The organism is Kosakonia pseudosacchari (assembly GCF_900184035.1).
GTDB classification, from domain to species: domain Bacteria; phylum Pseudomonadota; class Gammaproteobacteria; order Enterobacterales; family Enterobacteriaceae; genus Kosakonia; species Kosakonia pseudosacchari.
Genome location: NZ_FXWP01000025.1, coordinates 348,540 through 361,363 on the forward strand (window position 1 = coordinate 348,540; position 12,824 = coordinate 361,363).

Below are 12,824 nucleotides of genomic sequence, written 5' to 3' on the forward strand. Positions count from 1 at the left end.
ACCCGGCTTTCTCGATTCTCCCTGGGCGAGCCGGAAAAGTTAATGATGAGGTTCGTGAATGCCCCGCAGCACCTGGTTAAAAGCTTTCGTCCTGTTTTTTGCCCTCTGGGCTTCATTCAGTCAGGCAGACAACGGTTGGCAACCTGTTCAGGAAACTATCCGTAAGAGCGACAAAGATACCCGGCAATATCAGGCGATACGCCTTGATAACGGCATGGTCGTGTTGCTGGTATCCGACGCGCAGGCGGTAAAATCGCTCTCCGCGCTGGTGGTGCCGGTCGGCTCGCTTGAAGATCCAGATGCCCACCCCGGCCTTGCTCACTATCTTGAGCACATGACACTGATGGGTTCGAAAAAATACCCGCAACCCGATAGCCTGGCCGAATTCCTTAAACTGCATGGCGGCAGCCACAATGCCAGCACCGCGCCATATCGCACCGCTTATTATCTCGAAGTAGAGAACAATGCGCTGGAAGGGGCGGTTGACCGTTTAGCCGATGCCATTGCCGCACCCATGCTGGATAAAAAATATGGTGAACGTGAGCGCAACGCGGTCAACGCCGAGCTGACAATGGCCCGCACCCGCGACGGTATGCGCATGGCGCAGGTGAGCGCGGAAACCATCAACCCGGCACACCCCGGCGCGCGCTTCTCCGGCGGTAACCTTGAGACCCTCAGCGATAAGCCGGGCAGCCCTGTTCATGCCGCGCTGCTGGCGTTTCGCGATAAATATTATTCGGCCAACCTGATGAAGGCGGTGATCTACAGTAACCGCCCTTTAGCGGATCTGGCGAAAATTGCCGTCGAAACGTATGGTCGAGTGCCGAATAAAAATATCGACAAGCCGGACATCACGGTTCCTGTGGTGACCGACGCGCAGAAAGGCATCATTATTCACTATGTCCCGGCGGTGCCGCGTAAAGTACTACGTGTGGAGTTTCGTATTGATAACAATACCGCCGCTTTTCGCAGCAAAACGGACGAACTTATCACCTATTTGATTGGCAACCGCAGCCCGGGCACGCTCTCGGACTGGTTGCAAAGCCAGGGGCTGGTAGAGGGAATTCGTGGTGATTCCGATCCGGTGGTGAACGGCAACAGTGGTGTGCTGGCCATATCCGCAACGTTGACCGATAAAGGCCAGGCCAATCGTGATGAAGTTGTGGCCGCCATTTTCAGCTACCTGAAACTGCTGCGCGAAAAAGGCGTTGATAAGCGTTATTTCGACGAGCTAGCACATATTCTCGATCTTGATTTCCGCTATCCCTCTATTACCCGCGATATGGACTACGTCGAGTGGCTGGCAGATACCATGATCCGCGTGCCTGTCGCCCATACGCTGGACTCGGTGAACATTGCCGATCGGTTCGATGCCAAAGCGGTGCAGGCGCGTCTTGATGAGATGACGCCGCAAAATGCGCGTATCTGGTACATCAGCCCGAATGAGCCGCACAATAAAACGGCCTATTTCGTTGACGCTCCTTATCAGGTGAATAAGATCACGCCGGAAACTTATGCCGACTGGCAGACGCGCGAGAGCCGTATCGCGCTGAAATTTCCGGAGTTGAACCCCTACATTCCGGACGACTTCACGCTGATCAAACCGACAAAGCAGTACGAACACCCTGAACTGATTGTCGATGAGCCAACGCTGCGCGTGGTGTATATGCCAAGCCACTATTTCGCCAGCGAACCCAAAGCGGATGTCAGCGTGGTGCTGCGTAACCCGCAGGCGATGGATAGCGCGAAAAGCCAGGTGATATTTGCTCTTAATGATTATCTGGCGGGGCTGGCCCTTGATCAGCTCAGCAATCAGGCGGCGGTTGGTGGCATCAGTTTTTCCACGAATGCCAATAATGGTTTGATGCTTAACGCCAACGGTTATACCCAGCGTTTGCCGCAGCTTTTCCAGGCGCTGCTGGCGGGATATTTCAGCTATACGCCGACGGAAGAGCAGCTTGCCCAGGCTAAATCCTGGTATGCACAGATGATGGACTCCGCCGAAAAAGGTAAAGCGTTCGATCAGGCAATCATGCCGATCCAGATGTTGTCGCAGGTGCCTTATTTCCAGCGTGAAGAGCGCCGGGCATTGCTGCCGTCTATTACTTTGCAGGATATCTTGCACTACCGCGATGCATTGAAAAGTAATGCGCGTCCGGAATTCCTGGTGGTGGGTAACCTGAGCGAACAGCAGACGAAAGACCTCGCTCATGACGTACAAAAACAGCTTGGCGCGAACGGTACGGTATGGTGTCGAAACCAGAACGTCGTGGTGGATAAGCAGCAGAATGTGAGCTTTGAAAAAGCGGGCAACAGCACGGACTCCGCACTCGCGGCAGTGTTTGTACCCACCGGTTTTGATGAGTTCAGCAGTTCGGCGTATAGCGCTATGTTGGGCCAAATCGTGCAGCCGTGGTTCTATAACCAACTGCGCACAGAAGAACAGCTGGGTTATGCCGTGTTCGCCTTCCCAATGAGCATCGGTCGCCAGTGGGGTATGGGATTCTTGTTACAAAGCAACGACAAGCAGCCCGCCTATCTCTGGGAGCGCTACAAGGCTTTCTTCCCTACCGCCGAGGCGAAACTGCGGGCAATGAAGCCGGAAGAGTTTGCCCAGCTTCAGCAGGGCGTCATCGCGCAACTTACGCAAGCGCCGCAGACATTAAGTGAAGAAGCATCCAAACTCAGCAAAGATTTCGATCGCGGCAATATGCGCTTCGATTCGCGTGATAAAGTAGTCGCTCAGATAAAACTGCTGACGCCGCAAAAACTTGCCGATTTCTTCCATCAGGCGGTGGTAGAGCCGCAAGGTATGGCGATCCTGTCGCAGATCTCCGGTAGCCAGAGCGGGAAAGCAGATTATGCTCGCCCGCAGGGTTGGAAGGTCTGGGATAGCACCAGCGCTTTGCAGCAAACCTTACCGAAGATGACCGAGAAAGATGAGAGAAACGACCGCTGAGACCCTTGATCCCCTGCGCTTGCCGCTCATCGGCGAGCGCTTGATTGAAGCCTCGGCGGGTACCGGTAAAACTTTTACCATTGCCGCGCTCTATTTGCGGCTGTTATTAGGGTTAGGCGGTAGCGCCGCCTACCCGCGTCCGCTCAGCGTTGAAGAACTGCTGGTGGTGACTTTCACCGAGGCCGCGACAGAAGAGCTGCGCGGCCGCATTCGCAGTAACATCCATGAGTTGCGCATTGCTTGCCTGCGCGAAACAACCGATAACCCGCTGTACGCACGTCTGCTGGATGAGATTGCCGATAAGCAACAGGCGGCGCAATGGTTGTTGCTGGCCGAGCGGCAAATGGACGAAGCGGCAATCTTTACGATCCACGGTTTTTGCCAGCGCATGCTGAGCCTGAATGCCTTTGAATCCGGCATGCTGTTTGAACTGCAACTGCTGGAAGATGAGTCGCTGTTGCGTTACCAGGCCTGTGCGGATTTCTGGCGTCGCCACTGCTACCCGCTGACGCGTGAAATTGCTGAAGTTATCCATGCTTCGTGGAAGGGGCCGCAGGATCTGCTGAAAGCGATCGATCGTTATCTGCAAGGGGAAGCGCCGCAAATAAAAGCGCCGCCAGCGGCGGACGAAACGCTGGCCTCGCGCCATCAGCAAATTATTACGCAGATTGACGAGGTGAAGCGTCAGTGGAACGCTGGCGTCAATGAAATCGAGCCACTGCTCGAAAATTCCGGTATTGATCGGCGTAAATTCAACCGCGGCAACCAGGCGAAGTGGATCGAAAAAATCTCCACCTGGGCGCAGGAAGAGACCCGCAGCTACCTGTTGCCGGATGCGCTGGAAAAATTCACTCAGTCCTTTCTTATTGAACGTACTAAACCCGACGGCGTGGTGCCGGAACACCCGCTTTTTGTCGCCATCGAAAACTTGCTGGCGCAGTCATTGACGCTTAACGATCTGGTGTTGACCAGCGCAATGCGTGAGATTCGTGAAACGGTGGCAAAAGAGAAACGCCGGCGCGGCGAACTGGGCTTTGACGATATGCTCAGCCGTCTTGATGATGCCCTGAGAAGCCCGAACGGCGAAGCGTTAGCCGCTGCAATCCGCAGCCGTTTTCCGGTCGCGATGATCGATGAGTTTCAGGATACCGACCCGCAACAGTACCGTATTTTTAGCCGCATCTGGTTGAAACAGCCGGATTGCGGTTTATTGCTGATTGGCGATCCAAAACAGGCCATTTACGCGTTTCGCGGCGCGGATATTTTCACCTATATGAAAGCGCGCGATGAAGTGAGTGCCCGCTATACGCTGGATACCAACTGGCGCTCGTCGCCAGGCATGATTGCCAGCGTCAACCAGCTCTTCAGCCGGATGGACGATGCCTTTATGTTTCGTCAGATCCCGTTTCTGCCGGTAAAACCCGCCGCCAAAAACGCAGGCTTACGCTTTGCGTATCAAGGGGAAACGCAGCCTGCGATGAAGCTGTGGTTGATGGAAGGTGATGGTGTAAGCGTCGGGGATTATCAGGGATTTATGGCGCAGCTATGCGCAGCACAAATCCGCGACTGGCTAAGCGCCGGGCTGCGGGGCGAAGCACTGCTGTATGAAGGGGAAAACGCGCGACCGGTAAAAGCGTCGGATATTACCGTGCTGGTGCGCAGCCGCCATGAAGCCTCGCTTATCCGCGATGCACTGACGTTACTGAATATTCCATCTGTGTACCTTTCCAACCGCGACAGCGTTTTTGAAACACCGGAAGCACAGGAGTTGCTGTGGCTATTGCAGGCGGTGCTTGCACCAGAGCGCGAAAGTACGCTGCGCAGTGCGCTGGCGACATCCTTGCTGGGTCTTACCGCGCTGGATATTGATGCGCTCAACCAGAATGAGCTGGCGTGGGATGAGATCGTCGAAGAGTTTTCCGGCTATCGCGAGCTGTGGCAAAAACGTGGTGTGATGGCGATGCTGCGCATGCTAATGAGCGCGCGACATGTGGCGGAAAACTTACTGGCGACGCCGGGGGGGGAACGGCGGCTGACCGATATTCTGCACATCAGCGAGTTGTTGCAGGAGGCGGGTACGCAACTGGAAAGTGAACACGCGCTTACCCGCTGGCTGGCGCAGCGTATCGCCGAACCGAATGCCAATGCATCGAGCGAGCAACTGCGGCTGGAGAGTGATAAACACCTGGTGCAGATTGTCACCATCCACAAATCGAAAGGGCTGGAGTATCCGCTGGTCTGGCTGCCGTTTATCGCTAATTTCCGCATTCAGGATCAGGGCTTTTACCACGATCGTGACTCTTTTGCCGCCGTACTCGATCTCAGCCATGCCGAAGAGAGCGTCGCACTGGCGGAAGCGGAGCGTCTGGCTGAAGACCTGCGTTTACTGTACGTAGCGTTGACGCGTTCGGTCTGGCATTGCAGTTTAGGGGTTGCGCCGCTGTTTCGTCGCCGTGGCGAAAAAACCGGAGCCAGTGATTTTCACCAGAGCGCGCTGGGGCGGCTTTTGCAGAAAGGCGAAGCGCTGGATGCCGCCGCGTTGCGTAACGTTTTGCAGCAACTGTGCAATGATGATATCGACCTTTGTATTCCTTCCATGCCGGACGCCGAGCGCTGGCAGCTGCCGCAAACAGAATCACCGATGCTGAGCGTGCGTGAAATCACGCGGCGCATCAGCGATGACTGGCGTGTCACCAGTTATTCCGGGTTGCAGCAGCGTGCTCATGGTATCGCTCAGGATCTGCTGCCGCGTCTGGATATTGACGCAGCCGGAGAGCGAGAGGCGTTGCAAGAGCCGGTATTAACGCCGCACCAGTTTCCACGCGGCGCGGCGCCGGGAACATTTTTGCATAGCTTGTTTGAGGACCTGGATTTTACGCAGCCGGTGGCTGACGCCTGGGTTGAAGAAAAATTACTGACGGGCGGTTACGAAGCACACTGGCAGCCAGTGTTAAGCCGCTGGCTGGAAACCGTGCTACATGTGCCGCTGGCGCAAACGGGCATCTCCCTGAGCCAACTGACGAACAAAGAGAAACAGGTGGAGATGGAGTTTTACCTGCCGATTAGCGCCACGCTGAGCGCGGAGGCGCTGGACGAACTCATCCGGCGTTATGATCCGCTGTCGGCTGGCTGCCCGCCGCTCGATTTTCGCGATGTGCGCGGTATGTTGAAAGGGTTTATCGACCTGGTATTTCGCCACAACGGGCGTTATTACCTGCTGGATTATAAATCCAACTGGCTGGGCGAAAGCGCCGAAGCTTACACGCAAGCCGCCATGGCGGCGGCAATGCAGTCGCACCGCTACGACTTGCAGTACCAGCTTTACAGCCTGGCGCTGCACCGCTTTTTGCGCCATCGCATTGCCGGCTACGATTACGAACACCATTTTGGCGGCGTGATTTATCTATTCCTGCGTGGTGTGGATGCACAGAACCCGCAGCAGGGGATTTTCACTATCCGGCCTGATGTTGAATTGATTACACAAATGGACGACCTGTTCGCAGGCGTTGCGCCGGAGGTTGCGCCATGAGTATGCAAAGTTTGCTACAAGTTGCGGTGGAGCAGAAGTTGCTGCGCGCGCTGGATGTACAGTTTGCGCTGACGGTCGCCACGGAGCAGGAACCTGCCGTGATGTTGGCTGCAGCGTTACTCAGCCATGACACCGGTGAAGGGCACGTATGTCTGCCGCTCGCGCGTCTTACGCCGGAGACATACGGTAATGACTCGCCGCTGTTTAGTGAGTTATTCGCGCTCGCGGGTAACCCGGATGACTGGCATAACGTCTTGCTGAGCTCGCCCGCAGTGAGCGAAAGCGAAGCCGCGACGCCAATGATCCTCACTGATTCTCGCCTCTACCTGAACCGCATGTGGTGTCATGAGCGGCGGGTTGCCGCGTTTTTTGCCGCACAAGCGCCACTGCAGGATATTGATGAAGCGCGAATGGCACAGACGCTGGAGACGCTATTTCCAGCCTCGCCGGGAAGTGAAATCAACTGGCAAAAAGTGGCCGCCGCCGTGGCGCTTACCCGAAGGATTTCGGTGATTTCCGGTGGGCCAGGAACCGGCAAAACCACGACCGTGGCGAAACTGCTCGCGGCGCTGGTGCAGATGGTGGACGGCGACAAGTGCCGTATTTGCCTTGCCGCGCCAACCGGGAAAGCCGCCGCGCGCCTGACTGAATCGCTGGGCAGTGCGCTACGCCAGTTGCAACTGGATGCCCGACAAAAAGCGATGCTGCCGGATGAAGCCAGCACGCTGCACCGGTTGCTTGGCGCGCAGCCCGGCAGCCAGCGCATGCGTCACCACGCTGGTAACCCGTTGCATCTGGATGTGCTGGTCGTCGATGAAGCGTCCATGATTGATTTACCCATGATGTCGCGGTTAATCGATGCGCTGCCGTCGCGGGCCCGGGTGATTTTCCTTGGCGATCGCGATCAACTGGCCTCGGTGGAAGCCGGCGCGGTGCTGGGTGATATCTGCGCGTGGGTCAATGCCGGATATAGCGCTGAACGCGCAGCGCAATTGTCGCGTCTGACGGGCGCTCAGGTTCCCGAAGGTATCGCCGATGCAGGCAGCTTGCGCGACAGCCTCTGCCTGCTGCAAAAAAGCTACCGCTTTGGCAGCGATTCCGGGATTGGCCAACTCGCAGCCGCCGTCAACCGGGGCGATAAACGCGCGATGCAGGCGGTATTCAGCCTGGGCTTTACGGATATTGAGCGTAAGCCCCTGAATAGCGCTGAGGAGTACCAGGGCATGATTGACGATGCGCTTGCGGGTTATGCGCGCTTTCTCTCATTGGTGCAAAACCATGCCGGGCCGAAAGAGGTGATTGCCGCCTTTGGCGAATACCAGCTGCTCTGCGCCTTGCGTGAAGGGCCGTTTGGCGTCAGCGGGCTGAATGAGCGGCTTGAGCTGGCGCTGGTTCGTCAGCGCCAGATTTCCCGGCTGGCGCATTCGCGCTGGTATCACGGGCGACCAGTGATGATTTCGCGCAACGATTCGGCGCTGGGGTTGTTTAACGGCGATATCGGTATCGCGCTGGATCAAGGGCAGGGGATCCGCGTCTGGTTCCCGATGCCGGACGGCGAGATCAAACCGGTGTTGCCAAGCCGCTTGCCGGAGCATGACACCGCGTGGGCGATGACGGTACATAAATCGCAGGGTTCGGAGTTTGATCATGCCGCGCTGATCCTGCCGGGGCAGATTGCACCGGTGGTGACGCGTGAACTGGTTTACACCGCGATCACCCGCGCCCGTAATCGCTTGTCGGTGTATGCCGATGAACGCGTACTGGGGCAGGCGATTGCTACGCGCACTGAACGGCGCAGCGGGCTGGATTCACTCTTTCGTTCGCGGATGTAAAAAGCCCCCGCACAAGGCGGGGGCGAAAGTTCAGGTGAGATCGGCCATCAGCACTTTTGACCGGCGCTGGTAGTTGTACATCTCTTTTTTGGTTTCCGGCAGGGAATCAATATCCACTGGCGTGAAACCGCGCTCCTGAAACCAGTGAATACTGCGGGTGGTCAGCACAAACAGTTTGCTCAGGCCCATTTGTCTTGCCTGGGCCGCAATGCGCTCCAGCAGTACTTCCCCGCGCGATGAGCTGCGGTAATCGGGATGAACCGCGACACAGGCCATCTCACCGATTTTCTCTTCGGGGAAGGGATAAAGCGCCGCACAGGCGATGGTCAGATTATCGCGCTCAATAATCGTGAACTTGTCGATCTCCATCTCCAGTTGTTCGCGCGAGCGGCGCACCAGGATCCCTTGCTGTTCCAGCGGGCGGATAAGCTCCAGGATCCCGCCGATATCGTTGATAGTGGCGCGGCGGATCTGCTCGGCGCTCTCCATCACAATTTGCGTACCAATACCGTCGCGCGAGAAGAGTTCCTGCAACAGCGCGCCATCTTCCTGATAGCTGATTAAATGGCTGCGGCGCACACCGCTGCGGCAGGCTTTGACGGCGCCACGCAGGAAACGCACGGTGCCGGAGTGGTAATCGCCACGCGCTTCCAGCGTCTCGACGCGCGCCTGCGCTTCATTCGGGAATAGCTCAGAAACAATCTCGCCCTCATCGTTCATCACGCCTTGCGATGAACAAAAGCCGATCATCTTTTCCGCTTTCAGTTTGATAGCAAGCTGCGTGGCGATCTCTTCTGAGGTCAGGTTAAAACTTTCGCCTGTGACCGAAACTGCCACCGGCCCCATCAGCACAATCGCGCCGCTGGCAAGCTGGCGGTGAATCGCCTCTTCATCAATACGACGGATACGGCCGCTGTGGCAGTAGTCGACACCATCATCCACGCCCAACGGCTGAGAGATAATAAAATTGCCGCTAACGACATTAATATGCGCGCCTTGCAGCGGGGTATTGTTGAGGCTCATCGACAAACGCGCGGTGATGTCCAGTTGCAACAACCCGGCGGCTTGCTTAACCAGTTCAAGCGTTTTCGCGTCGGTAACGCGGGTATGTTTGTGGTAAATCGGCTCATGGTTGTGTTCGGCGAGATTCGCGTCGATCTGCGGACGTGCGCCGTAGACCACCACCAGCCGGATACCCAGGCTGTGCAACAGGCCGATGTCATTGACAATACTGGAAAAGTTTTCATGCTCAATGGCTTCACCGCCGAGCATAATGACAAATGTCTTGCCACGGTGGGCATTAATATAGGGAACGGAGTGGCGAAATCCCTGCACCAGTTCGGTTCTACGCTCTTTTACCACGGCCTGTCCTCAATGCATGATTATTCGTAAATTGTGTATTTTTATTCTTTTCTGCCGTCGCGTGCAAGTGCAAATTTTGTGGTCGTGTAACAAATGTTCCTCGCCGCAGCCCGCGGTCAGACATATGTTTACCCTTTAATTGATGACAGTTTATGCATCATTGGTTAAAGTTTTCGGTCAATTTTGACGAATATTATTACGTATATAAAAATTGCTCGGGAGAAGCATGTCGGGAAGTCAATCAGCGCTGAGTCGCCGCAGATTTTTAAAAGGCGCGGGGGCCATGTGGTTATTAAGCGTGAGCCAAATTGGTCTGGCTGCAGTCAGCCAGGTGGTGGCGGTTCGCGTCTGGCCAGCGTCAAGCTATACGCGCGTGACGGTGGAATCGAACCATGTCGTCAAATATAAGCAGTTCGCGTTGAGTAACCCCGACCGGCTGGTGGTGGATCTTGAAGGTGTGCATCTTAACTCCGTGTTAAAGGGCATGGGCGCGCAGATCCGTGGCGACGATCCTTATATCAAATCCGCGCGGGTAGGGCAGTTCGATCCGCAGACCGTGCGCATGGTGTTTGAGCTGAAACAGGACGTAAAGCCGCAGCTGTTTGCGCTGGCGCCAGTGGCCGGTTTTAAAGAACGACTGGTGATGGATCTCTACCCGGCCAATGCGAAAGATGTGCAGGACCCACTGCTGGCGCTGCTTGAAGAGTACAACAAAGGCGATCTTGAGCAGCAGGTGCCGCCCGCAGAGAGCGGCCCGAAGCCGGGGAAAGCCGGGCGTGACAGGCCGATTGTGATCATGCTCGATCCCGGTCACGGCGGTGAAGATCCGGGAGCGATGGGGAAATATCGCACCCGGGAAAAAGATGTGGTGCTGCAAATCGCGCGTCGGCTGCATGCGCTGATCGAGAAAGAGAGCAATATGAAAGCCTATATGACGCGCAACGAGGATGTGTTTATTCCGTTGAAAGTGCGCGTTGCCAAGGCGCAAAAACAGCGCGCTGACCTGTTTGTGTCGATTCACGCTGATGCTTTCAGCAGCCGCCAGCCGAGCGGTTCTTCCGTCTTTGCGCTATCGACCAAAGGGGCGACCAGTACCGCCGCGAAATATCTGGCGGAAACGCAGAACGCGTCGGACTTAATCGGCGGGGTGAGCAAAAGCGGCGATCGCTATCTGGATCACACCATGTTCGATATGGTGCAGTCGCTAACCATTAACGACAGCCTGAAGTTTGGCAAAGCGGTGCTCAATAAGCTTGGCAATATCAACAACCTGCATAAAAATCAGGTTGAGCAGGCCGGCTTCGCGGTGCTGAAAGCGCCGGATATTCCTTCGATTCTGGTAGAAACTGCATTTATCAGTAACGTGGAAGAGGAGCGTAAGCTGAAGACGGCGAAATTCCAGCAGGAAGTGGCAGAGTCGATTCTGGCAGGGATTAAAGCCTACTTCGCAGATGGCGCGACGCTGGCGAGAAGGGGATAACAGAATGGCGCTGAAAAGCGCCATTTTCTTTTGCGAACCGCAGAAACAAAAAAACACCCGTTAAGGTGTTTATTGTGTTGGTTGCGGGGGCCGGATTTGAACCGACGACCTTCGGGTTATGAGCCCGACGAGCTACCAGGCTGCTCCACCCCGCGTCCGTCTTGTTTACACTTCCGTCATGTAAACTTTTTTCTTCACATTTTAATTGGTTGCGGGGGCCGGATTTGAACCGACGACCTTCGGGTTATGAGCCCGACGAGCTACCAGGCTGCTCCACCCCGCGTCCGTGGATGCGCACTATACTCTGCAAACGTATTGATGCAACCTTTTTTTTGCCTGGATCGCATAATTGGCGGGATTATGTGTAAAAACAATACAATCCGTTTATTTTTTGCACTAAATTAGCGCCGAGTCGTGCTGGCGCATTTCATTAGCGGGTGGGGTTTGTTATCTTCACCCCGCTCCGGGTTAATCAGAAGATGAGAGATAATGAAAGGACGTTGGGTTAAGTTCGCACTCACAGGCGCAATGGTGGCAATTCTCGCGGCCTGCTCTTCAAAACCGACCGATCGCGGTCAACAATATAAAGACGGAAAATTTTCCCAGCCTTTTTCCCTGGTCAATCAACCTGACGCCGTAGGTGCGCCAATCAACGCCGGAGACTTCTCCGAGCAGGTTAATCAAATTCGCAGCGCCTCACCGCGCCTCTATGGCAGCCAGAGCGGCGTCTATAACGCGATTCAGTCGTGGCTGATGTCCGGTGGCGATACGCGTAATTTGCGCCAGTTCGGCCTCGACGCCTGGCAAATGGAAGGCACGGATAACTATGGCAACGTGCAGTTCACCGGTTACTACACGCCGGTTGTGCAGGCGCGCCATACACGCCAGGGCGAGTTCCAGTACCCGATCTACCGTATGCCGCCTAAACGCGGCCGTCTGCCGTCACGCGCGGAAATTTACGCTGGCGCGCTCAGCGACAGCTATGTGCTGGCCTACAGCAACTCGCTGATGGACAACTTTATTATGGATGTGCAGGGCAGCGGCTACATCGATTTTGGCGACGGCAGCCCGCTTAACTTCTTCAGCTATGCCGGGAAAAACGGTCACGCTTATCGCAGCATCGGTAAGGTGCTGATCGACCGTGGTGAAGTGAAGCGCGAAGATATGTCGATGCAGGCGATTCGTGAATGGGGCGAAAAACACAGTGAAGCAGAAGTGCGCGCGTTGCTGGAAGAGAACGCCTCATTCGTCTTCTTTAAACCACAATCCTGGGCGCCGGTAAAAGGTGCCAGCGCGGTGCCGCTGATCGGCCGTGCTTCTGTCGCTTCCGACCGGTCGATTATTCCGCCGGGCACTACGCTGCTGGCGGAAGTGCCGCAGCTTGATAACAACGGCAAATTCAACGGCAAATATGAGCTGCGCCTGATGGTGGCGCTGGATGTCGGCGGCGCAATCAAAGGCCAGCACTTCGATATTTATCAGGGCATTGGCCCGGATGCGGGGCACCGCGCCGGATGGTACAACCATTATGGCCGCGTATGGGTGTTGAAAAACGCCCCAGGTACCGGCGCGGGCGGCGGCGTGTTCAGCGGCTGAGTGTGCTACACTCGCCCCCTCTTCCGGCTCCGGAAGAGGGGGCTTTCGTTTCATCTTGAGGTTTGT

Annotated in this window: 6 protein-coding genes and 2 tRNA genes; 5 read left to right on the forward strand and 3 right to left on the reverse strand. The window is 56.0% G+C overall.

The features are described from left to right. The first annotated feature begins 58 nt into the window (after nt 1–58). Genes ptrA through recD form a run of 3 tightly spaced genes read left to right on the forward strand, consistent with a single transcriptional unit; the run spans nt 59 to nt 8,320 of the window. Nucleotides 59–2,959: a pitrilysin gene (gene ptrA / locus BN2591_RS20225; protein WP_086873605.1), complete on the forward strand. Its 2,901-nt coding sequence runs from the start codon at nt 59–61 to the stop codon at nt 2,957–2,959. Continuing rightward, complete coding sequence (gene recB, locus BN2591_RS20230) at nt 2,940–6,488, forward strand: exodeoxyribonuclease V subunit beta (RefSeq protein WP_086873606.1); 3,549 nt, start codon at nt 2,940–2,942, stop codon at nt 6,486–6,488. Before ptrA ends, recB begins: the two co-directional genes overlap by 20 nt. Continuing rightward, the gene (recD, locus tag BN2591_RS20235) at nt 6,485–8,320 is read left to right on the forward strand and encodes an exodeoxyribonuclease V subunit alpha (RefSeq protein ID WP_086873607.1); all 1,836 of its coding nucleotides are present in this window, start codon (nt 6,485–6,487) and stop codon (nt 8,318–8,320) included. Before recB ends, recD begins: the two co-directional genes overlap by 4 nt. A gap of 30 nt (nt 8,321–8,350) precedes the next feature. On the opposite strand, the gene argA is transcribed toward recD, so the two are convergent. Then, nucleotides 8,351–9,682: an amino-acid N-acetyltransferase gene (gene argA, locus BN2591_RS20240; RefSeq protein WP_086873608.1), complete on the reverse strand. Its 1,332-nt coding sequence runs from the start codon at nt 9,680–9,682 to the stop codon at nt 8,351–8,353. A 226-nt stretch (nt 9,683–9,908) separates the two neighbouring features. Between argA and amiC the strand changes: the two genes are divergently transcribed. After that, entirely contained in the window at nt 9,909–11,162 is a 1,254-nt protein-coding gene (gene amiC, locus BN2591_RS20245; protein ID WP_017457697.1) for an N-acetylmuramoyl-L-alanine amidase AmiC, read from the forward strand. A 78-nt stretch (nt 11,163–11,240) separates the two neighbouring features. On the opposite strand, the gene BN2591_RS20250 is transcribed toward amiC, so the two are convergent. Next, nucleotides 11,241–11,317 (reverse strand) — tRNA-Met (locus tag BN2591_RS20250). A 51-nt stretch (nt 11,318–11,368) separates the two neighbouring features. Continuing rightward, nucleotides 11,369–11,445, reverse strand: a tRNA-Met gene (locus tag BN2591_RS20255). Between the two features lie 206 nt (nt 11,446–11,651). Between BN2591_RS20255 and mltA the strand changes: the two genes are divergently transcribed. After that, nucleotides 11,652–12,758, forward strand: a complete 1,107-nt coding sequence (mltA, locus tag BN2591_RS20260) for a murein transglycosylase A (RefSeq protein ID WP_086873609.1) — start codon at nt 11,652–11,654, stop codon at nt 12,756–12,758. The last annotated feature ends 66 nt before the right edge of the window (nt 12,759–12,824 follow it).